The 23,504-nt window shown below is 35.4% G+C and carries 19 protein-coding genes; 6 read left to right on the forward strand and 13 right to left on the reverse strand.

Going from position 1 to position 23,504, the window contains the following annotated elements; all coding sequences use genetic code 11:
• Positions 1-2: 2 nt before the first annotated feature.
• Genes JF73_RS04395 through JF73_RS04410 form a run of 4 tightly spaced genes read right to left on the reverse strand, consistent with a single transcriptional unit; the run spans position 3 to position 10,394 of the window.
• Positions 3-485 carry a hypothetical protein gene (locus JF73_RS04395; protein WP_046327126.1) on the reverse strand — a complete coding sequence of 161 codons (483 nt, stop codon included), beginning with the start codon at positions 483-485 and terminating at the stop codon, positions 3-5.
• On the reverse strand, positions 475-3,261 hold the full coding sequence (locus JF73_RS04400) for a helicase C-terminal domain-containing protein (RefSeq protein WP_046327127.1): 2,787 nt from the start codon (positions 3,259-3,261) through the stop codon (positions 475-477). The genes JF73_RS04395 and JF73_RS04400 overlap by 11 nt, the downstream gene beginning before the upstream one ends.
• A gap of 24 nt (positions 3,262-3,285) precedes the next feature.
• Positions 3,286-6,912: a helicase-exonuclease AddAB subunit AddA gene (gene addA / locus JF73_RS04405; protein WP_046327128.1), complete on the reverse strand. Its 3,627-nt coding sequence runs from the start codon at positions 6,910-6,912 to the stop codon at positions 3,286-3,288.
• Positions 6,913-6,914: 2 nt separating this feature from the next.
• Positions 6,915-10,394, reverse strand: coding sequence for a PD-(D/E)XK nuclease family protein (locus JF73_RS04410; protein ID WP_046327129.1), 3,480 nt, complete (start codon positions 10,392-10,394; stop codon positions 6,915-6,917).
• Positions 10,395-10,469: 75 nt separating this feature from the next.
• On the opposite strand from JF73_RS04410, the gene mvk reads away from it, so the two are divergent.
• The 4 genes from mvk to fni are packed head-to-tail and all read left to right on the forward strand — an operon-like array spanning position 10,470 to position 14,490.
• Entirely contained in the window at positions 10,470-11,378 is a 909-nt protein-coding gene (gene mvk / locus JF73_RS04415; RefSeq protein ID WP_046327130.1) for a mevalonate kinase, read from the forward strand.
• Between the two features lie 4 nt (positions 11,379-11,382).
• Positions 11,383-12,342, forward strand: a complete 960-nt coding sequence (gene mvaD, locus JF73_RS04420) for a diphosphomevalonate decarboxylase (RefSeq protein ID WP_046327131.1) — start codon at positions 11,383-11,385, stop codon at positions 12,340-12,342.
• Between the two features lie 36 nt (positions 12,343-12,378).
• Positions 12,379-13,461: a phosphomevalonate kinase gene (locus JF73_RS04425; protein ID WP_046327132.1), complete on the forward strand. Its 1,083-nt coding sequence runs from the start codon at positions 12,379-12,381 to the stop codon at positions 13,459-13,461.
• A 15-nt stretch (positions 13,462-13,476) separates the two neighbouring features.
• Entirely contained in the window at positions 13,477-14,490 is a 1,014-nt protein-coding gene (gene fni, locus JF73_RS04430) for a type 2 isopentenyl-diphosphate Delta-isomerase (RefSeq protein WP_046327133.1), read from the forward strand.
• A 51-nt stretch (positions 14,491-14,541) separates the two neighbouring features.
• Here fni and JF73_RS04435 read toward each other — a convergent pair whose 3' ends face one another.
• The 4 genes from JF73_RS04435 to JF73_RS04450 are packed head-to-tail and all read right to left on the reverse strand — an operon-like array spanning position 14,542 to position 18,433.
• Positions 14,542-15,327, reverse strand: a complete 786-nt coding sequence (locus JF73_RS04435; RefSeq protein ID WP_046327134.1) for a Cof-type HAD-IIB family hydrolase — start codon at positions 15,325-15,327, stop codon at positions 14,542-14,544.
• Between the two features lie 20 nt (positions 15,328-15,347).
• On the reverse strand, positions 15,348-16,733 hold the full coding sequence (locus tag JF73_RS04440) for an RsmB/NOP family class I SAM-dependent RNA methyltransferase (RefSeq protein WP_046327135.1): 1,386 nt from the start codon (positions 16,731-16,733) through the stop codon (positions 15,348-15,350).
• On the reverse strand, positions 16,717-17,691 hold the full coding sequence (locus tag JF73_RS04445; RefSeq protein WP_046327136.1) for a hypothetical protein: 975 nt from the start codon (positions 17,689-17,691) through the stop codon (positions 16,717-16,719). Before JF73_RS04445 ends, JF73_RS04440 begins: the two co-directional genes overlap by 17 nt.
• Complete coding sequence (locus tag JF73_RS04450; RefSeq protein ID WP_046327137.1) at positions 17,681-18,433, reverse strand: hypothetical protein; 753 nt, start codon at positions 18,431-18,433, stop codon at positions 17,681-17,683. Before JF73_RS04450 ends, JF73_RS04445 begins: the two co-directional genes overlap by 11 nt.
• 84 nt (positions 18,434-18,517) lie before the next feature.
• On the opposite strand from JF73_RS04450, the gene lepB reads away from it, so the two are divergent.
• Both lepB and JF73_RS04460 read left to right on the forward strand, forming a co-directional pair.
• Positions 18,518-19,096: a signal peptidase I gene (lepB, locus tag JF73_RS04455; protein ID WP_046327138.1), complete on the forward strand. Its 579-nt coding sequence runs from the start codon at positions 18,518-18,520 to the stop codon at positions 19,094-19,096.
• Positions 19,097-19,158: 62 nt separating this feature from the next.
• Positions 19,159-19,350, forward strand: a complete 192-nt coding sequence (locus JF73_RS04460; RefSeq protein WP_038522674.1) for an LBP_cg2779 family protein — start codon at positions 19,159-19,161, stop codon at positions 19,348-19,350.
• Between the two features lie 313 nt (positions 19,351-19,663).
• Here JF73_RS04460 and JF73_RS04465 read toward each other — a convergent pair whose 3' ends face one another.
• The 5 genes from JF73_RS04465 to JF73_RS04485 form a co-directional block, all read right to left on the reverse strand.
• Positions 19,664-20,503 (reverse strand): hypothetical protein, encoded by an 840-nt coding sequence (locus JF73_RS04465; protein ID WP_046327139.1) that lies wholly within the window; start codon positions 20,501-20,503, stop codon positions 19,664-19,666.
• The gene (locus JF73_RS04470; RefSeq protein WP_046327140.1) at positions 20,503-21,210 is read right to left on the reverse strand and encodes an ABC transporter ATP-binding protein; all 708 of its coding nucleotides are present in this window, start codon (positions 21,208-21,210) and stop codon (positions 20,503-20,505) included. Before JF73_RS04470 ends, JF73_RS04465 begins: the two co-directional genes overlap by 1 nt.
• Positions 21,203-21,574, reverse strand: coding sequence for a GntR family transcriptional regulator (locus JF73_RS04475; protein ID WP_046327141.1), 372 nt, complete (start codon positions 21,572-21,574; stop codon positions 21,203-21,205). The genes JF73_RS04470 and JF73_RS04475 overlap by 8 nt, the downstream gene beginning before the upstream one ends.
• A gap of 124 nt (positions 21,575-21,698) precedes the next feature.
• Positions 21,699-22,544 (reverse strand): hypothetical protein, encoded by an 846-nt coding sequence (locus tag JF73_RS04480; RefSeq protein WP_046327142.1) that lies wholly within the window; start codon positions 22,542-22,544, stop codon positions 21,699-21,701.
• 73 nt (positions 22,545-22,617) lie between these two features.
• A complete protein-coding gene (locus JF73_RS04485) occupies positions 22,618-23,457 on the reverse strand; it encodes a hypothetical protein (RefSeq protein WP_046327143.1) in 840 nt (279 codons plus the stop codon).
• Positions 23,458-23,504 lie beyond the last annotated feature (47 nt).

Genomic DNA, 23,504 nt, shown 5'->3' on the forward strand with positions numbered 1-23,504 from the left:
ACTTAACCCACTAATTTTCCATTTTTAAATTCATATAGTTGGTAGTGATATTCACCTGCTAAGTTTTTAGAACTGACTTCCCAAACAGCTTTTCCTTGATACCAGCCTAAGTTAACTTCGGTAATTTTCTCATTTGGCCTTTTAGATTCGTATTTATGACGAATCACTTCTTCGTTCACACCTTTATTTGCCGGATATAAGTAAGCTTTTTTGGAGCCTGGAAGATAAATAAAATAAAAAGTTTTACGCTTCTTATCTAGACCTTTAAGTGCGTAGCTATTTATACCGCGGTCTAAGTGGTAGTTTTTTTCAGTATACTTAATTGGCGTTTTTTGTAAAGCAATTCTATTAAGTTCACGTGTTTGTGTTCTTTCGGGATTTCCAGCTTTATAAAAAATTATAATGAAAGCAAAGTATAAAAATACTATCAATATTAAAATGTAGGTTAAAAACTTAACGGTTTGTTTTGTATCATCATTTATCATAGTTATCTAACTTTTCTTCCAATTCGTTTAAATTTATTCTTTTGACTTTAACAGGGATAGCAGCTAAAAAGACTTGCCCATAATCTTTAGTCCAAAGCCGCGAATCTAAGATTAAAAACTGCCCTCTATCCTGTTCACCGCGAATTAATCTGCCCATTCCCTGCTTGAAACGAATAATTGCTCGCGGCATAGTGTCGGAATGAAAAACATCAACGCCGCTATCAACAAGTTGCTTTTGGCGCAATTTAACTTCTGGTAAATCTGGTGATTCAAACGGCAATTTAGTTGCTATTACGAGATCAACACCACATTCATGGAAATCAATCCCTTCCCAAAAACTGTCTGCTCCAAGGATAATAGCTTTTTTTACTATAGCAAATCTTTTGATAATACGGTTATTTGAGCCGGAAACGCCTTGAGCTAAAATTTCAAAATCTCGTAAATGCGGTGAGTTAATGATTGCACTATAGACATTCTTTATTAACTCCAAATTAGTCATTAAAACTAAAACATGATTTTTGGTTTGCAAGTCATGCTCTAGAATTTGAATTAAAATTTTTGCAAAAGCCGGTTCGTTAACATCAGGCAAATCATTAACGGATAAAACTTCCAGATGATCAGCGAGTTTAAAGGTGCTCGTGCCGACATATTCTTGTGGTGTCAGGTCTGTCAAACCCAGTTGCTTAACAATAAAATCAAACCCATTTTCACTAGTCAGAGTTGCACTAACAAACAGAATATGATCGAAACGATCATATATTTTACGTAATTCTGGAGTAGCATCGAGCATTAACCAGCTTAAGTTGGCACTCAATGGATCTTGGGGATTGGTTAAAGAAACTATAAATCCTTCAAGATCAAGATAAGTCCTTTTCCGCAATAAATCTGATAATTGATAGCTTTTAGTAATGTAGTAGTCTAACTGATCTATTTGGGCAGAAATATCACTCAAAATAGCATCCCGATCAATATTAGAACTATCAGTTTCATTATAAAGTTTAAATAAGATCTGGTTAGTTTGCTGCCTGACATTTTCTAATTTGCGCTGCAACTCAGCTAGTTTTACTAAAAATTGATTATTTTTCGGAAATAAATCTGTGCCTTTAAAGCTGAGAAGTAAGTTGCCATTAGACAAAACACTTTGACTGACGGCTTTTTTCTTTTTAGAGCATAACAAATGTTGCAAATGATTGATTACTTTAATTAAATCTAATATTTGGGGGTCTAATTTTTCCAGTAAAAAATTAAATTGGACATCATTGCCATATTGGTTAAACACACTGTCATCAGCGTAGAAAAGCAAATTACGCAAATGAGTTAGCGCTCCCCATAGGGATTCAAATTGAAAAGAATCATTGCGCGAACTAATAACATTGTCTACAAAGCGATGTGCTTCGTCAATCACCAAATAGGGATTTTGTCCCCAAATAGTGTCATTATAATGGTTAGCTAAAAATGCGTGATTGGTTACTAGAATATCAGCTTGCTCTTGACGTTGCCTTGCCAAATTCCAAAAGTCCACTTTCGCAAAACTGCTCCCGACACGAGCATCCCCCGGATGAGCTATTTGCGCAAACAAAGGTGCTCGATAATTAGTTAACTGCAATTCATCCAAATCACCCGTATTCGTTTCAGTTAACCAAACCAAAATTCGCATCTGCAAAACCAGAGTTAATTTATTTGGTGTATCTTGGTATAAACTTTGATAAAAACCATCTAAATCAAGATAATGATTGCTGGCCTTAACTTCTTCTGCTTTTAAATCCAAGTTAGTCACATTTAATAACTGAGGTATCTCTTTATTAATAATTTGTCTTTGCAAAACTTTAGTCGGTGTGGCAATTACTAATTTTCTACTGGTATAAAGCTGATAAGAATATGCGCATAAATATGAAAATGTCTTTCCGGTACCGTTTGGTGCTTCAACCAGCAAAGCTTTTTGGTCAGAAGTATTAATGAATTGCTCAATCCGGTTAATCAGATCAACTTGAGGCTGCCTATAATTAATTTTCTTTTTAAAAAGCTTTCTTTTTGCCTGATCACTTTGAGGAAAAGTAGCTGAATGCTCTTGCTCATTATTAGCTACGCTTTTTTGTTTTCTTAAAATTATTTGACGTACCTGCTGATATTTGGCAGGTAAAGGACGCTTTTCTTTGCGAGCGTCATCAGCGATCGTGGTAAAAATCCATGACGTATCACGAATTAACCCGTGTGCTAATGAACTAAGTGTGTTAAGAGTTGCTTGCGGTAATTTTTCCAAGCGCCGAATGATTTTTATTAGCAGCACAGCAGTTCCGTAAGCATCAGAATCAGCCTTGTGTGGATTTAAATGTTCAATCTGTAATTGGGCAGTCAAGTCACTCAATTTATAGGATGGTTCGGTGGGAAAAGCTATTTTAGCCAGCTCCACCGTATCAATTGCCCGGTTAGTAAGAGGCTCGTAGCCATGCTCTACCAATTCATAATTTAAGAAAGGCAAATCAAAGTTGACGTTATGAGCCACAAAAACTGTATCTTTGAGAATCTTAATAATTTGAGGAGCATAATATGAAAAATCCTTCTGATGAGCAACATCTTTATCATGTATGTGCGTTAAGTTTTGAACAGCTATAGGTATTTCACGGTGAGGATTAATTAAAAAAGAATACGTTTTTACAACTTTTAGATTTTTTATTATGGCACAACCAAACTGAATAATATGATTGTTGTCTTCACGCTGTGTCCCGGTAGTTTCCAAATCTACTACAGCAAAAACAGTATTGGCAAATGACTTCATTTTTTAACTTGGCCCTCCTTTCATCTATTTCACTTCTACAACTTTTTGAGCATCTAATAAAATCAAATATTTACTTTTAACTTTGGCATCAGCAAAGGAATTCAATGCCCTTTCATAAAGGCGCAATTGTCCCCGGTATTTCTGCTTAATATTTTTGATTGCCAGATCTAAATGTGTAGGATCAATGTGGTCAGTTTTATAGTCGAATAATATTATGCCATCTTTTTCAATAAAGTAACCATCAATTGTTCCGTGAATTAAAATTTTAGCATTTGGATCGTCAAAATGCTCAAAAAGAATACTAGCAGGCAATAAACTGGAAAATTCAATTTCACGTTTTAAATTTTGCGGTTGTTGCCAAAACTTGGCAGCAAAATCACTGTGAACAAACCAATTAATTTGGTTCAGGTCAAGACTTGAAACTAGATTACTGTTCAATTTGTTTTGCTTAACTAGTTGCTGAACTTCTTCTTCAACCTGCTGCGGCTTTCCCTGACCGTGATAGTCATAATATTGCAAAATTAAGTGCATGGCGGTACCAATTTCGGCACCAGTAAACTTAGTTTTGAATAAAAAATTAGGCTTGGTATCAATCGGTTGCAAATACCTATTTGTTGATGAGAGTAAGTGGGCATTTTCAAGTTCATTGTCAAGTGGATCATTAAAAGCCTTTTTTATTTCAGAAACTGATTGGTAGGCTGTTGTTTTACTTGCATCCTTAAAGGGATAATCAAGCCCATACAAATCTTTAATTCTTGATAGTAAATAGGAGTTTTCTGTATCTGCTTGTTCTTGAACCTGAGTTTCTACAACATTTATTGTTTCATCTTGATAGTCAATGTATAACAAATCCTGACCAGTTTCAGAAGCAAAATTAATATCAGAAATTTTTTGTGCGATCAATTCGTCAAATTTAATAGACGGCCCAATTAGATCCATTGGGTTTGTAGAATTTAGCTTACTATTAAGAGAAAGTTGGTTTTGCCATTTTTGCAATGTTTTCTGCAAATCATTGATATCCGCTACTAAAATTAGTTTTTGCCTTGCACGGGTCATTCCTACATACAAAATCCGTGCTTCTTCTTCTAGAAGCTGCCTTCTTTTGGCGACGTTATCAAATGCTTTAATTAAAGTATCGGCACGATAATGCTTACATCTAATAGTTAAACCAACTGAATCAGAGCTGATAATATAATTATTGCTTAAGTCACGCAGCTGAAACCGGTGTTCTAGTCCAAGATAAAAAACAATCGGAAATTCCAGCCCTTTAGAGCCGTGAACTGTCATGAGACGGATGGAATTACCAGCTTCTTTGGTTAATAAGGGTTGGGCTAAATCTTTTTGGCTGCGTCTCATGCGCTCAATGAAATTGATAAATTGATATAGGCCTTTAAAGCCGGCGCTCTCATAAGAAGCCGCTCTTTCATACAAAGCTTCGAGATTAATTCTGCGTTGCTTGCCATTTGGCAAAGATGTCATAATTTCCAAAAGACTGGTTTTTTCATAAATACTCCACACCAATTCAGAAATTCTATGTGTTGTCGCAAATTGGCGCAATTCTTCCAGTTGATTTAAAAAGTCCTTTATTCTTTGACTTAGTTGATCATCGACTGCAACGTAAGCTGTCAACGCACTATAAAAACTGGCATTTGGCGTATGGATTCTAATCCGGCTTAAATCAGGTTCTTTAAAGTTAAAAAGAGGCGACCTTAAAACTGCTACCAACGGTATATCTTGATCAGGATTATCAATAATCCGCAGGTAATTTAAAATAATAGTTAATTCCAATGTTTGAAAATAGTTTTTAGCATCCGTAACCATGATGGGAATATTATTTTTAGCAAACTCCTGCATAATTTCAAGATTATTGCTCCGGCTCCTGGTTAAGATCACAATATCGCTATATTTAAAAGGCCGGAGTTTGTTTGGTTCCTGAGAATGTTGATCATAAACTAGCAAGTTTTCTTTTTTAAATTGTTTAATGCGGTTAATGACCATTGCGATTTCTGCTGAATCAATGTCTTCCTCATTCTCATTTTGAGTCTTATCAGTCTCTTTACTTTTATCATGAAGAAGTATTTCAGTGGCGTCCGCCAAATTTTCAGGCTGGTTCTTGGAACCATACTTTAATTGCCCTTCTTTAGCATAGTCTATACCACCAAAATCAGGGGTCAAAATGTTGGCAAAAACCTTATTAACAAAATTAATAACGGGTTTAGTCGAGCGGAAATTATCGGATAAAAGAATTCGTTCCTCTTTTGCAGCATTTTCTTGACGGGCAGCTTCTTGATATTTATGTAAAAACAAGCTTGGTTCAGCCTGCCTGAAGCCATAAATTGATTGCTTAACATCCCCCACCATAAACATGTTGTTATGACCGTCTTTTTTAATTAATTGCAAGATCTTTTCTTGTAAGGGATTAATATCTTGATATTCATCAACTAAAATCTCGCTAAATTTATCTTGATAAAATTTGCGGGCCATTGCCGAAGCAGAAGTATCTTGACTCAATATGCGATACGCTAACTGTTCCATATCACTAAAATCAAGTAAATTCTGTGCTCTTTTTAGTTCTTCAAAACGGTCGATTAAAGCCAATTCAGCTTTTGTAATTGCCGCCATTATCTGAGAGCCCTTTTGCAAGAGATTAATTTGTTCTTTTTCATCAGTAGCATAGAATGAAGTAAATGTCGTAAAAATTTGATCTCCTGCTTCGTTTTTTAAATTAACGCATTCTTCATAAAAAGCAACGAGATCCTCATCCCATTTACTGGACCTACGTATATTTTTTTTAAAAATACAAGCACGCAATTTTGCTCTCTGATCATCATAAGCAGCGTTATGTTTAAGACTATCTAAATAACAGGCTAAGCACTCATTAAACAAAGTAAAGGCTTCTTTTACTTTGCTAAATTCTTTAGTATTCATGATCGCGCTTTGCAGTACTTGGTCTATCTCATCTTTTAAATCATCAAATAGCGTAATCAAATACGGCTTGACTTCTTTTTGCCAAATAGCTGATGTCACTACGCTTTGGTCAATTTGATATTTTTGAGGCAATTGCTTAAGCCACTCACGGTAATCGGGCTTGGCCATGGCGTAATTATATAAATCTAATAATAGATTTTGAGGTGTTTGGGCATCCCTGTCGCCAGCGAAATTGTCATAAAAAGCAATAAAACCGGTATCTTTTTCTGTTAAAAACTCACTTTCGACTTCTTTTAATGCCCGCTCTCGCATTAATTCCGCCTGAGTGTCATCTGTTAAAACGCTGAAACTGGGATCAATGCCGACAACGTAATAGAACCGATGGATCACGTCTAAACAGAATGCGTCAACAGTAGAAATGTTGGCCGAATCAATTAGATTTAGTTGCTGGCGGAAATTAACCTTGGTGTTGCCATTGTGGTATTCTACTAAAAGCAAATCTTTAATGCGCTTTTTCATTTCTGCGGCGGCTGCCTTGGTGAAAGTAACAACCAAAAGCTGGTCAATACTGGTGCCGTTCAATATTGCTCTTAACAAGCGGTACACTAAAACAGTAGTTTTACCACTGCCGGCAGACGCAGACACTAAAATATCTCGGTTGTCATCTGCAATCGCTTTTTTTTGAATATCAGTAAATGGGGGCTCAGTAGTATTTTTTGCCATGTTTAGTCGTCCTCCTGTAACCGTTCTGTGATTTTTTTGATTAATTCTGGTTTATCCATACTGCCAATTTGGTGGTACCTATTTTCTTTCAACATGGCATCGAAAAAGAAGATATCACGAAAATCGGAATATGTGAGTGCGCTAATGCCATTACCGTACTTGTAGGGATTGAGCTTTATTTGACCCGACAAGATTTGGCTAGATGCATCTTTAATTAGTTCTTCGTCATATTTGAGCAGCAATTTCAGTTCATCATCCTTAAAAGCACTTCCGCTGAAAGAAAGCGAACCGTCCTTCTTTTTGCTTTTAACTCCTGTATAAAGGCTGGAACTAGTACCAGGTTCCTTTAATTCCGGTTCAGCCTCAAGCAACAATAGCTGGTCGTCATTGATTAAGCCGGTGTATTTAAGGCGGTATTGGCCGTCAAGATAAGCCTTGTTAAGCTCCAATTTTTTATTATATATTTTCGTGCCATTAATTCGTTCCATTTGCCTAGTGACAGTTTGATAAAAAGCACCTAAAAGTGATAACGGCATTTCTGATTGAGTGAAAAACTTTTGATTGCGGGCCAATACGTCCAAATACGAAACCATTTGTAGCGAAATGCCATGGTAAAAAAGCCCCAGATTAAATTTCTTGGCGGAGGACTTATAGTCGACTACCTGTGCCATAATTTCATTTTGATCGGGAATTTTGGCTAAATCAACGCGGTCCATTTTCCCTCTCAAATTAACATAATGATCCCCTGAAATATTAGGTACTTTTAGTTGCAGGCCTTGGACTTTTTCTGTATTGCCAAAACTTAATTCTGAATATTTAGCTTTTAGCGGCGTTTTTTGAACTGCCTTGTGCCAGTTATGAGCCACATTACTAGTACTATGATCAAGGCACTTAAAAAGAAACTCATTGAAGGGATCATTCAATAACTGCTGGTACTTTGGTTCACTTTTCATTTCACTGCGGGCCAGGTCAAGCAATTGCTGTAACTTAACTTCATCAATGTCTTTTAAATTAAGGCTTTGCTGGTTTAATTCTTTGACTAACCGGTCAAAAGTCTCATGAAAATAATTTCCAGCTTGAATTACATCCAATTCATTTTCGAATCTTTTATGAAGTCGCAATCCGTAGGTAAGAAAATATTCGTAGGAATTTTCATAAAAAGTTTCAAGTTGCGAAACAGAAGAATCTAAGTTTTCCCCATACAATTGTTGCGCTAATTTAGGACCAATATCTTCCGGTTCGTTAATAAACTGGCTGGCAGCTATTACCTTATCCGTTCTTTGGGGCAGGTATTTCTTAGTTAATTTTAAAATATTGTCAACATCAAGCTCTTTATTAGTCCTATTAAGATAGCTCAAGTAACCCAAGCTTGCTTGCGGATTGGTAATAAAACTCAGCAATTCTCCCAAATTTTCCGGTAAATTATGTTGGTTATATTCAGGAGCACCAGCGTTTTTTAAACGTTCATAATAAATTGAAGGTTGCACTGTTGCTGCTTCATCATTGGCAATGGAATAGCTCAAATAAAATTTGTCATGTGCTAGTGCCATGCAGTTGCCAAACTGATAATTTTGGTCCAAATTACTTAGTTGTTGCCGATCTTCAATATATGAATCTTCACCAAAATCATTTTTCAGTTCAGTCAGATTTTCTGTGCTCAGAAAACCCGGTGTATTTTGAATTTGGGGTAGTCCATTGACTGTAGCACCCATAACAAAAACTTGTTTATAGCCACTAACTTGCACAATTCCCATTTCTGACAAATTGACAGCATCCAAAGTGGCAGGAATTTGGGAAAAAGTAGCTTCTTTAAAGCCGTTGATTAGAACGTTAAAAAAACTTGCCGTTTCAAAATCAGTCGGATTAATTAAAAGATAATCATGCAGTAAGTTGATTAATAAATCCCAAACTTGTTCAGATTGACGGGCTTCTTGCAAATTACCTTTATTCTGTGCACTAGTACGCCACTTTTCCAGAACAGTATTAACACCATTTTTTAGTAAAAAGTTAAAAAAGATAGTAATAGCTTTTTGAGTATCCTTTTCAGCCTTTAAATTTGTAAAAAGATGAGAAATTTGTTTAACAAAGTAATCCTTGAGCCTGTTTATTTTACCTACTTCATCTGGAATTTTATCTAAGCCGATAACTTCTGCAGCCATATATTTAGTAAAGTCTTTGCGCCAAAGATTATGGTTTATGCCATGTGCAAGCACAAAATTTTCCAGCTGGTCGACATCATAAAGGTAAGAGGCTTCATCTTGATACCACTTGGGAATGATAAGACGGGTTTTCATAATTGCCAACATATTATTTGTCTGCAATGGTCTGGTCAAAAGCTGGGCGATATTTTCTATTAATACAACTATTGGATGGTACTTCATTTCCTGTTGCAAGTCGTTAAAAAATGGAATCTCATTTTGGCGCAAAATAGGAGTTAAATAAGTTTCATATTCGTGCAGATTTGGAGCTAACACCAAAAAGTCGCTATAACGATAATGCCCTAAAGTTACCTGCTGGTATATCGTATGGGCAACATAATAAGCTTCTGCATAGCGATTATCAGCGCGGACAAGTTGGACTTGATCGCTGTTTTCCAGTCTGTCAATTTCCCCCGTCCAAAATTCGTTAAGCAGTTCTCTTTTTGAAGGTTTATGATCAGCATTTGTTGAGCTGACTTGATATTCTAAATTTTTGCTTTTAATATAGCATATTAGCTTGTTAATGGTATTTTGAATAACATAATCATAATCACCTGGTTGCGCTTTTGGCTCAATTTCACCTTGTTCAGTCTTAAACGCCAGTGTCACGCTGTGCGCTTTTGTCATTAATAATTTTACTGTGAGACATTCCTGTAAAGAAAAATGAGAAAAGTCGCTAAAATAAAAGTCAGTTTGACTTAGGTCAATTTCTGAATTTAAATACTCATTTAACTCCAGCTGAACTTCGTTAGTGGTAGAAAACTTGCCGGCAATTGCGGCAATGAAATCAGCATAGATAATCTTGAGATCAGCGATTTTATTTTTAGTTTCCAGCGTTAGGGATTCGGTAGTAATTTCATTTAGGTCTAAATTGCCCTCCCGAATTTGTAAGATTGTGTCATATAGCTGTTTAATTAAGCCGGGATTCAAATCAGTGGTTTGAAAAAGGTGCAGCTGTTCTTTTTTTTGCGCAATAATTTTGGCTAGCAGCATTGAAGCTGCAGCTTCATCAAGCTCGGTTGGCAAGCCCTTTTCGGCATCCTTCAAAAAAAACCAGGCTAAGCGGGAAAAAGATAAAACTTGCAAATTTTTAACAGATTGTTCAGAATGCCCCTGACTAATGGCAAGCTTATTTATTGCTCTAACTTCTGTGGTAAACTTAATGTGGTTAGGGACGATGACAAAAGTTTCGTGTTCTGGATAATTTTGATAATTTTGCACAGCTTCTGTTAAAACCTTATCCTGTATCGGATCGGTTTGTCGACCCAGTAATATTTTGATCATCGTTTCTCTTCTCCTTTGTCATTATTTTATCATAGGAGCAAAATTTTTTTATATACATTAAGGATCTTAAATAAAATGAAAACAAGCTTTTTAGCACATGGAAAAGTAATTTTAATTGGAGAGCACTCGGTAGTGTATGGCTATAATGCATTGGCAATGCCAATTATGTCTTTGCATATTAAAACCACGGTTGAACCTGCAACACAAATGTGGATGGATACAGCTCATTATCAAGGCTCTTTTTTTATGGCTCCATCTGAATATGACGGCTTAAAATATGTTGTCAAAACTATGCTGGAAAAAGCAAATAGCACCGAAACGCTTAAAATTACGTATACCGGAGAAATACCTATAGAACGCGGGCTTGGTTCTAGTGCTACAGTTGCTTTGGCTACTACGCGTGCTATGAATGATTACTTTAAACTCAACCTGAGTGAAAATGAGATTATTGCTATTACCAATCATGCAGAAATGATTAATCATGGCAAGGCTTCTGGCTTAGATGCTGCCACTGTTAATTCGAATTATCTAGTTTTCTTTAATAAAAAAGCAGGCCCTACAGCGCTCAGGGCCAAATTAAACTCTACTTTACTGATCATGGATACAGGAGAATTAGGCAGCACTAAAAAAGCTGTCAGCTTGGTACATGAACAAGTTGCAACTGACCCAAAAGCTGCGGCCAAAATTGCTAAGCTGGGTAAATTAGCTGATGAAGCCAAAAGTGCCTGGTTAAAAAAAGATCAAGCGCAAATTGGCACTATCTTTAATCAGGCTCAGGCTATTTTGCATTCTTTTTGCCTTTCAACCTCTAAAATCGACCAATTACAAAAAATTGCTCTGGCAAATGGTGCCCTAGGTTTTAAATTGTCTGGTAGTGGATTGGGCGGAATAGTGATTGCGCTTTGCCATAACTCTGAAATTGCACAAAAGATAGCTGCTAAGTGTCAAAACATTATAGCTAACAGTTGGATTGAGGAAATATAGTTATATGGTTAAAACAATTCGTGCTCATACAAATATTGCATTAATTAAATATTGGGGCAAGGCCGATTCGCATTTGCGCTTACCTCTTATGTCTAGTTTGTCAATGACTCTTGACCAGTTTTATACCGATACTCAGATTTCTGCTAGTGACGAAGATTGTTTTGTTTTAAATGGTATCAGGCAAAAAGGAGCAAGCGCTCAAAGAGTCTTTTCCTTTTTAAAAGTTTTACAGCAGAGGTTTGGCGTAACTGGTCACCTCTTAGTTGAGTCAACCAATAATGTTCCTACTGCTGCTGGTCTAGCTTCCTCCAGTTCAGCTTTTGCGGCTTTAGCTGGTGCTTTTTGTGCTCATTATAATATTCAACTAACTCCAATTGAACTTTCTCGTATAGCGCGTTTAGGTTCAGGATCAGCCTGCAGATCAATTTATGGCGGCTTTTCTGTATGGCAAAAAGGCACAGATGATAAGTCTTCGTATGCCTATGCCTTGGATGAAAATCCCCAAATAGATTTACAGCTGCTGGCCGTCGAATTAAATACCAAGCAAAAAAGAATATCATCAACTGCTGGGATGAAAATGGCACAAAGCTCGCCTTTTTTTCAACCCTGGCTGCTGCGTAATCAGCAGGAATTAGAGCAAATGATTTCTGCTGTTAAAGCTCAGGATTTCACGGCAATTGGTAATCTAGCTGAATTAAATGCGACTGAGATGCACGCCGTTAACTTAACCGCACGACCTTCGTTTACCTACTTCGAGCCAGCAACTATCAAGGCAATCAAAATGGTATCAGAATTACGTCAAAACGGTATAGAATGTTATTTTACAATTGATGCTGGACCTAATATAAAAATCTTAAGTCAATTAAAAAATGTAAAAGATATTACTAATAAGTTTGTAACAGAATTCGAGAATGTTAAGATAATAAATGCAAGTTTCGGTCCAGGTATCTCATACCTGAACTAATTAATGTAAATTAATTGATTAGGAGATTTATTTCTTTTGATAACAGAACAAGCACCCGGAAAATTATATATTGCCGGCGAATATGCGGTTTTAGAACAAGATTGTCCCGCTATCTTAGTCGCAGTTAACCAATTTATCCGTGTTTCAATTATTAAGTCAAAATCTACCACCGGTTTAATTCATTCAAAACAATATTCCCAAAGTTCTATACATTGGGTTAGGCGGGGAGCTAAAATGGTTATTGACAACCGGGATAATCCATTTGAATACATCCTTGCTGCGATTTCTTACACAGAACATTTTTGCTTGGAACAAAAAGTAAAAATGCAAGTTTACGATTTATACATCAATTCCGATCTTGATTCCTCTGATGGCAAAAAGTATGGTTTAGGTTCAAGTGCTGCGGTAACCGTAGCCACAGTTAAAGCCATTCTACGCTTTTACAATGTTCCGTTTAGTAACGAGTTAGTTTATAAGCTTTCAGCTATTTCGCACTATTCTGTTCAAGGTAACGGTTCAGCAGGCGACATTGCTGCCAGCGTCTATGGCGGCTGGATTGCATATCAAACTTTTGACAAAAATTGGTTAAGTAACGAATTAGCCCAAAAATCTCTATCAGAAGTCGTCAATGAGGCTTGGCCCGGATTAAAGATTCAACTTTTGACGCCGCCTGCCGAATTAAAACTGATGATCGGCTGGAGCCAAAAGCCAGCTTCTACTTCTCGATTAGTAGACGAAACTAATGCTAATAAAGCTGCTTTAAACGGCGAGTATCAAGAGTTTCTCAAGCTTTCCCGCCTATGTGTTTTGAAAATGATTGCCGGCTTTGAACGCCACGATATTCGTTTAATCAAAAAGCAGATTCGAGTTAACCGTAAACTACTGCAACATTTTGCTCAAATTAATCAAATTGCAATTGAAATTCCCCGATTATCCAAATTAATTAACATCGCCGAATCGTTTGGTGGCGCAGCTAAAACTTCCGGTGCTGGTAATGGTGACTGCGGTATTGTGATTGCCGATGAACATACTGATACTGATTTTCTGGAAGAAAAATGGCGGCAAAACGGCATTATGCCTCTTGACTTCCACGTACACCAAATTAGATTAGCAAAATAAAATAAAGGAAAAAATATGACAATCCGATCTAAGCGTAAAGAAGAACATTTGCAGCTGGCACAAAAGTTTTATCAAAAAGAAAAAATGAATAGCTTTGACCAAGTCCATGTCATTAGACCAGCCTTACCTGAAACTGAAGTCGATTTAGCTACAATTAAAACAACGATGTTTGGCAAAAAAGTTGCTGCCCCCTTCTTCATCAACGCAATGACTGGTGGCTCTGCTAAATCTTATATTGTTAACAAAGCTTTGGGTCAAGTTGCCCGCAGAACCAATATTGCCCTAGCACTAGGCTCTGCAAGTATCCTAAATAAAGAACCTGAGCAGCTAGACAGTTTTCTAATTGCTCGTGAAGAAAACCCTGATGGCGTTTTAATTGCTAATATTAATGGCAAAACTTTGCCAGAACAGGCACAAAAGATTATTACCGAATTAAATGCAGATGCTTTACAAGTTCACCTTAACGCAGTGCAAGAAATTGCTATGCCAGAGGGAGAACGCAATTTTTATTGGCTGGATAATTTAAAAGATTTACGCCAGAAAATAACAGTCCCCATTATTATCAAAGAAGTGGGCTTCGGCTTAGATCCCAAAACTATTTGCACGTTAAAAAAGGCAGGCTTTAAGCTCTTTGATGTTGCTGGTAGCGGTGGTACAAATTTTGCTCAAATTGAAAATGCCCGCAATCCTAAGGATTTGTCATATCTAAATGATATCGGCTTGCCCACTGTTGTTTCAGCTCTAGCGGCAGCAAAACAGCAAGTTGAATTTATAGTTTCTGGTGGTGTACGCAATCCACTTGATGTTTTTAAAGGACTCTGTTTAGGCGGCAAGTATGTGGGGATTTCCAACCAATTTTTGCAAACGCTGCTTAATCACGATGAGGAATATTTGCAAAAAACAATAGTAAATTGGCAACAAGAACTGGCTGGTTTACTGGCAATATACGGACAACACAGTTTAAGCGATTTGAGCAATATTCCTAAATATTATGATTTAGAGCTAAAAAATATTATTGAACAAATATAAAAAATAATCCCAAAAGTGTAATAACTTTTGGGATTATTTTTATTTAAACTATTAATTTAACATGTGCCAGATTTCTTTTTGGACAGCGCTGTCGTTACTTGAACCAATAACATGGCTAGCTGCCCTCTTGGCAATTGGCAGAGCCGTGCCTGTCGCATAACTATTGCCAACATATTTTAACATGCCCACGTCATTGCCACTATCGCCAAAAGCAACCATTTCTCGCGGATTAATTTTATATTTACTACCGAGATATTTTAATCCTTCAGCCTTATTCATTCCTTTAGTTGACATATCAATTGAAGTAGCAGAACCAGAAACAAAACCGATTTGAGGGTATTTTCGCTTCAATTCGTCAAGCAGGTGCGGCATTTTCTCCGCAGAAACATCGAAAGTTACTTTGAAAATCTGATCATTTAAATTATCAAAATCATCAACTAATAATAATTTTTCATAGTATTTCTTTAATTCTCGCGCAAAGTCTGGTCCGTTTTTTCTTAATGTATAAGCACTAGCTAAACCAGAAACAGTTGCTTTTTCATCGTATTGCTGCGTAATTTGTAAAATTGTCTGGAGATCTGAATGAGAAAGTGAATTAACGTGAATGACCTGTCTGCCTTTAGCCACCAAAGCGCCATTATCGGCAATATAATATATCTTATTTGCTACGTGAGGAAAACGTAAATACAAGTTTTCAAATTGATTGCCACTTGCAACCACAAACTTGATATTTTTTTCTGTCATGATCTTAAATTCACGCAAGAATAAATCTTCATCGTATTTTTTTTGGTCGTTTAACCAAGTACCATCCATATCTGTCGCAATTAATTTAATCATTATAAATAATAGTCTTTCCTTTAAAATCTTAATCCTTTAGGATAATAGTTTTTTAAAACCTGATTAGCAACCTTACCAAAACCCAATATAAAGTTATGGTAACTGACTAACACAAACCCTTTTAGATCGGTGTTCACTTTGATTGCTTCTCCATGTAAATAGCTAGTGTAGGAATTGGCAGTAAGATTGATTATTCTAGTTTGTTTTTGCGCCGCTAATACCATGGCTAACTGATGCCCTGGTTCAAACCGATTCTTTTTAAGCAAGCCCAATTCTGTCCCATTAGCGAGAATTCTTACATGTAAGCCTGTAGTATCTTGCGCCGGTATAAAAACGTGATTGTTTCTGATTAGGCAATCAGACCGCCAATTTAATAATGCGGAAGGTAAATTAAATTGATCCAAAATAGCGGCAATTAATTTAATTTCTGCTTTATTGGGCGCAATATTAGCTAAACGTCTTTTTCTTTTCTTGTTCTCCTTTCTTGAACCAGTCATGCTCATCTCTGGTTTTGCTGGTAATTTTAGTTTTGCGACAAATTGTCCCTCACCTATCGCAGCAGTTGGCCAAAATCTCAGTGTGTTAGCTAATTTCTTGTTGTGGTCAGCCCAATTAGGTTGCCCTTTAGCTACTTGATTAGTACCGAGTTCAATTGGTAAAATTTCAAGCTCAAACTTTTGGCTTAGCCATGATATTATTTCTTCATTTTCTTCTGGTGAAAAGGTACAAGTTGAATAAACCAATGTTCCTTCCGGCTTTAACATCTTAACTGCCGCTGTTAAAATCTTTTTTTGCCTTTCTTGACATTTCATGACATAGTCTTGCGACCAGTACTCTATCGCCTGCTGATCTTTACGGAACATTCCCTCCCCACTACAAGGAGCATCAACTAAAATTTTATCAAAAAAACGGGGAAATTGACGGGTTAAATTTTCGGGTTTGTCATTAGTAATTAAAGCGTTGGTAACACCCCAGCGTTCAAGGTTTTCACGCAATACTTTAGCTCGACTAGGTGAAATTTCATTTGCTACTAACAACCCTCTACTTTGCAGTTGCTCGGCAATTGCAGTGCTTTTCCCACCAGGAGCTGCGCAAAGATCAAGCACTCGTTCGCCCGGTTTGGCATTAATAATGTAACTTGGAAACATTGCTGAGGGATCTTGCGAATATACTGTGCCACTAATCCATTCAGGATCATGACCGCTAATTTCACCGTAAAAAGCATTGGGAATTACTGGAATATGAGATTGGGTATTATAAGATACTTGTTTATTTTCTTTAAGTGAATTAATACGATAGCCTTTTTTGGAAGGCTGAGATTTTATTGCAGTAAAGAGTTTGTTTGCTTCATCCTTTCCTAATAGTTTTTGATATTTTCTGACAAAGTCGTCAGGCAGCTTGATCATTTTTTTGATCCTTTCTTAATTGGTGTATGACGCAGAAACTATATGCTGCAGCAATGATAAGCCAGCTTAATGCAAGAAGCCAAATTAAATGTTGCTTGTTTGAAATAAATGTCCGCCAACTTAAAAAGAAATACGCACCAAAAGTAACAGCCAGTTCAATCAATAGTATTCTAATGCCATGATTTATCAGCCAGTTGCGCAGCAGAGCGCCGTTTAAATGGGTTTGCTTCACAGTTTGCCAATCCATATAGGCTAAAAGCAAATTACTTAAAAAAGCGATAATTAAAAAGACAGCTATCAGAGCTATTTCGCGTAAAAATGAAAATTGATGAATTTGATGATTTTTTACAAATAGTGGTGTCTTCACTTTAGCATGATAATGCTTCGCTATTTGACGTATGGTTTTACTTGAACTGTCGACTATTATGATGTAATTTTTTAGTTTGAATTTTCCAGTTGGCTGCTTAGGACCGGTGGTTAAATAATAACCATTCTGCTTCATTTGCCGGTAATGCTTTAAGATACCGATAACAGAATAATAAGTTTGATTAAGGTGAACATATTGATTATCCTGAACTTTCAAGGTTGGCACCTTAGCATTTAAACCCAAAACAGCAAATGAGACTCTACCTTTAAAATCATCGGCCGTAAAATATCTGCCAGATTCAGTGGGTAAAGTTACTACTTCATGGTTAGACCACACTAAAGTTTGATTATCCTTAGATTTACTTGCCAAATGAACCTGAATCTTATTTTTAGGGTAATTTTTTTGTAAATACGTGATAAATGAACCAACATTTTGGTTGCTTTTTACATTGATATAACGGGTATTATTACTAAGTCCATAAGCCTCAAGAAGTTGATCAGCCTCTCTTGATTGAACATTGGACAGCATGCTGCCAATACCTAAAAGTGATAAAAATATAACGATTACTAAAATAATTTTTTTAATTTTCATGTGCTATCTCAAAAATGTGCTCTTCAATAAAATCAAAACTAGCAAAAGATCTGTTAATCTGCATCATTTCTTTTGAATGAACAAAATGTTCATTTCGCCAAAAAATTGGAGAATTCGTGGCGCCATTTTTTTCGCCAACAAAAAGTAGATGGTTGGTAAAATTCTTGTTACGCCAATTTAAAACTAGTTTTTCATCATGTTGACCAAAGTTTGGTGCCCAGGAACAAATAATTAAATCGACATTGTTTATTACGCTTAGAGCTTTTTCCGCATTCAAATTTTGTACTCTAATAAAAGAATTTGTGCCAGTTTTAGAGGTCTTCGACCATTCAAAATTATCGGTAGCGGTCATTTCAACACCAACCTCCGCTAAAGCTTTGCTCCAATAGGCATTACCTGCCATAATCTCTAAACTGGTTTTAACATTTAACTTGTTTTTGATCAATTCCGCAGTAGTTAAGTTAGGCACTGACCAAATACCAAATTCTCTTGCTAGAAATTCTCTTAAATTATTAATAAGCTGGTTAACGGTCTGAAACTGCTTAATTTTCTTAGCGGGAAGATTAATACATATTTCTTCTGCAAAGTCAGGCAAAAAGCCCAGCTTTTCAGGAGCTCTTGGCAAAACCTTTTTTTGCTTTATACAAGAAACTATTTCGTTTACTTCCCTTACTTGCTGATGAACAGGTTCTAGTTCTAGTTCATCATCTAATTGGTTAATTTTACTTAAAAAATCTGTCATTATCAAATACCTATAATGATTTTAACATTCAAAAGACAAGATTTCAGTTATAATAAAAGGTAACATGATAAAGGAGAATATTTTATGGCAAAAAAAGTTATGAAAAAACAGGATGAAGAAGAAGAAAGTTTAGGTAAATTTCTCCTGGATGTAGTCATAATGATGGCAGTAATTCTGGGTGTATTCTATGTTTTATTTCACTTTGTTCTTTCGAATGATAGAGTTTCGGGACCATCAATGCAGCCCACGTTTGAAGACAATGATCGTTTGATAGCTGTACGCAATTTCACTCCTAAGCGTAATGACGTAGTAGTGCTTCTTGCTCCAAAAGCCGCAAATGATACCCCTGGTGCTTATTACATTAAGCGCATTATTGGATTACCAGGAGATAAACTGGTTTCTAAAAACGACAAAATGTATGTTAATGGTAAGCTCTTACCTGAACCTTATCTTGAGAATCACTTTAAAAAGGCTAGTAACGCTCAGGGCCAACCATATACCAATAATTTCACCTATAAGGTACCTAAAGGGTACTATTGGGTAATGGGTGATCATCGGGATATTTCCAAAGATTCACATATCTTTGGCCCCGTTAAGCGGCAAAATTTAATTGGGAAAGTTAAATTCAGGTATTGGCCATTTAATAAAATTCAAGGTTTTTAACTTTAATTTCCTTTGAATTTTAGTATTTTTCCGTTAAAATAAATTGTAAAGGAGAATTTAATATGAATCACCAGTTAGAAGAATTATCCGATGCAATTATTGACTTTCAGGTCAAACATCATGTTACTGATACTGATTTAGCTTTTGCCAGTCATTTGTCAGTTGAAAAAATTCACGCAATGAAGACTGGCGAAGGTGAATTTACTCCTGAAGAAATTAATCAGCTGTACGATTACCTTGCTGCAAATCATTAAAAAGTTAATTATAAAATTTTGCCTGCAATGACTTTTATTTCATTGCAGGTTTTTATTTTACGTGATTTTAGAAAAATGTTAATCATAGGATTAATTATAGGTATTGTCTTGCTTTTGAGCAGTTTAATAGCGCTTATTATTTCAAGACAAACCCAAAGTCTAACAGCAAAGAACATTGCTATTTTGACTTTTATTGCCTTTTGTCTTTTATTTGGATTGGCATCTTTATTGTTTGTCTCATGGGTCTTTTTTGGCTGTTAAAAAGACGCTAAAAATTTTTTAGCGTCTTTTAGTATGTTTAGTATGCGAATTTTTATTTTCCTTCTCTAGCCTCAAAGAATTTACTGAAAAGAATTGTATCAAAAAACCAAAAAAGTAAATTGATTGCAAGCATTAAAACGAGAGCGAGAGCCAAATCGTCATTTGTTCCTGTGGTTTCTCCTATCATAAATCTAAATGGGAACGAAATTATTTGTAGACCTATATCACTTGCTTTGATTGCAAGCCAGGCTACTAAAATAATTACAAAAACTGCAATTACCCGAAAGTAAGCTTTGCTGAGCGCTTCCGGAAGAAAATCCAAAAGAGCACGACTGGAGTAATTTAAAAAGCTGATAATGAAGTAACCAAAAAATGCGCAGAGAATAGTCATCATGATTGCTCCAAAAAAGTTAAACATAATTTCCAGATCAACTTGTTGTAAATGTCTGCCAATATCGGCAAACATTTCGATTATGGTGGTATGAAACTGACTGTCGAAGGTAAATGTCACTATGCCTAAAACAAGAGTACAAATTATTTCCAGTAGGACAAAGAATAGCAATGCGCCAAACGAACTTAAGATGTTATCAAAATAGAGTTTTTTGTCATCAATTGGTACTAAACGCCAAGTTTGGTTACCACTAACGTGTTCATTTTGGTAACAAGTAGATAAATAAAATATCCCAGTGAAAAGCCATGCAAATACTATAAAAATAGCCAACCATAAAGTTAAAAAATTGGAAAAAATGCTTCTATTAAGGTACAAATGACCGTTATGATAATTGAAAAAAGTTATTGCAAATGTTGCTACTGTCTGAATAATTAACAATAGTGAAATCCATTTAGTTTTTAATCTGAAAAGCACCGTAAAATAGCGATTAAAAATTGCCATTATTCTTCCTCTTCCCTTTGATAAAAACTCTCATAAAATTCCTCCACACTTTGATTATCTGCTCTAATTGCTTCTGTAGACTTTTGCATACAGACAGTTTTATTTTTAATAATTACTACTTCATCTAATACTGCAGCGATTTCATTTACAAAATGGTCTGAAATTAAAATGGTAGATTTTTCTTGTTTCCATAAAATTATCGACTTAATAATTTTTTTGCGAGCCATAGCGTCGATACCAGAAAAAGGCTCATCTAAAAGGTATAAATCAGCTCTTCTGGAAAAAGTTAATGCAATAACCAACTTCTCTTTCATACCCTTTGATAATTCAGATAAGCGCAGATCAGGTTTTAAGTTCATAAAATCTCTTAATTGTTCAAATTGCTTGAGATTAAAATCCTGATATAAAATTTGGTAAAATTTGACGATATTACTAATTTTTGTTGAATTAGCAAATCCTGTCAGGCCATCAGTAAAAGAAAGATGGCCTTTTCTGTCAGCCTCCTTGGTAAAACCAGCAACTTTAACGCTACCACGATAATTTTTGGCAACACCACTGATAATTCGCATCAAAGTGGTTTTGCCCGCACCATTTTCACCTAAAAGAGCAACAATTTTTCCGGGTTTAAGTGTTAAATCCAGATCAGTTATGATTTTTTTCTGATTTTTTTTGTAAACTAAGTCTGTTATTTCTAAGGGATTAGTCATCACTATGCTCCTCTTTAAGATATTCAGATAAAGATTTGAGAATTTGCTCGTCAGAAACTCCTAAAGAGTTCATGCTGTGAACGAATTTATCTAGTTCAGCATTAATTAATTCCCTTTTCGTTTTTTCAAGTAAAGTAGTATCTTCAGTGACAAAATTGCCTTCGCCCCTTTTGGTGTACAAAATACCCTCAAAATTCATTTGTTGCAAAGCACGTTGGACAGTATTAACGTTAACGGTTAATTCAACAGCTAATTCACGCACAGAAGGGATTTTTTTGCCAGGCTTTAATTTGCCGGTAATTATTTGTCGATATAGGTATTGCTTAATTTGCAAGTAAATGGGAATATTATCTTTAAATTCCACAAGTCCACCATCCTTTGGCCGTAATACACCTATAATACACTATCATAAACTAGATTGCTTTTTTCCGCAAACCATTGCAATTTTGCAGAACTTTTTAATCTTTTTAACTGGCAAGAATAGACCATTATTTATTTTGTTCACTTGCTTCAAAAAAATGATTGATCAAGAAAATGTTAAGGAATAACAAAATTGCGTCGCTGATTGTGTTTGCTAAAACGGCAAAAGGTAACTCACTGTAATAATCAATTCTGAAATCCATTTTTGTAATCAAAGAAAAAAGAACATTACCGATAAAAATGCTATTGATTTCAAAGAAAAACCAGATCAATATGCAAATTATAAAAATGTGCAGTATTTTTGTAATTGCCCCATTTACGTTAGCGGGAACAAAATCTATTATTGCTTGGCTAGCAAAATTAAGAAAGCTGATAATGAAATATAAAAAGAAACAGCTTAAAATGGCTAACATAATTGTACCAATCACTATGAAAAATACCCTGGTATCAAAGCTGGGATGAATTGCCTGCAGTAACTCATGAAACCCTTGTTGAAATGGCTTGTCAATAAAATATGCTAAAAAAGCTAGTACAATTGCCGGTATTATTTCAAGCACAATAAAATAAATGAAAACCACAAAAGTGCTTAAAACATTAGCCAGATAAAATTGACCGTCGCTAATCGCTGCTAAACGCCAAGTTTGGCTGCGATTATATCTTTCACTGTGTATTGGCGTATATATAAGAATAAATGATATAAGCAAAAAAGCTAAAATACCAAAGATTAATAACCATTCTGGAACGAAACCTGCACCATTATTTTCTGTGTTTCTTGTAATCTGCCAATTAGCAACATTAAAATAGGAAAAAAAAGTAATTACTAAGGCTGCAATTAGCTGAAACAAAATTATAATGTAAAAATTTTTTGTTTTTGTTTTAAAAAAACTGTTAAACAGTCGGTTGAATTCTGACATTTTGAGCTCCTTATTATTTATTCGGCTTATAACTTATAAAATATCGTCTTTTCCATTTGATAAAACAAGCAACTTACCTGCTTTTTTCGTCCGCTTCATAGAAATAGTCAAATAGAAAGATATTAACTCCCAGCAGGATCAAGTTAACTATCGAAATAATGATATTAGCATATAGTAAGTTACTATCATAAGCTGGCTTAAAGTTTAATAAATTAAGAATATTACCCATAATCTGGTTTGCAAAAAACATTTCCATTCTAGCAAAAAGCATAGCTATTATAATCACGATGATTAAGTGAAAAAAGCTGACAAGTAAACGGCTAGAAAAAGAGGGTAAATAATCCATGATTGCCTTGCTGGCAAAATTTAAAAAACTGATCAGAAGAGATAGGAAAAAGCAACACAACATAACCAATATGATGATGTTAATAATAAAATGTACTGTGTTTACATCAAAAGCTGGATTAAGTTGTTTAATCATTTTTTGCCAACTGCTTTTGAAGTTTTGATCAATCTGATAAGAAAAATAAAATAAAATTCCTGCAACAATTATGTCAAGTACAATAAAATAGATAAATGTAACAAAAGAACTTAAACTGTTTGCCAGGTAAAATTTACTATCGCTGGTTGCTGCTAAACGCCACGTCTGATTGTGGCTAAGCCTTTCATTTTTTACAGCCATATATATGAAAAAGTAAATTATGCAAAAGAAGCTTAATATTAAAAAGCCCATTAGCCAGTCTGGCAGGAGTTCAGTGTAAAGATTTAAGAACTCATAGAAACCACCTGTACCAATTAACAAGCCACAAACAGAAAATGCCAAGGCACCAATTACTTGCAGTATTAAAAGAGAATATGCATTCTTAGCTTTTTTTACGAAAAATCTGCCAAACAAACTATTAAACGAGGTCATGTTTTTCTCCCTAATTAAAAATATAAAACTGTCTAGCAGTTGATAAA

The organism is Lactobacillus helsingborgensis (assembly GCF_000970855.1).
Classification (GTDB): domain Bacteria; phylum Bacillota; class Bacilli; order Lactobacillales; family Lactobacillaceae; genus Lactobacillus; species Lactobacillus helsingborgensis.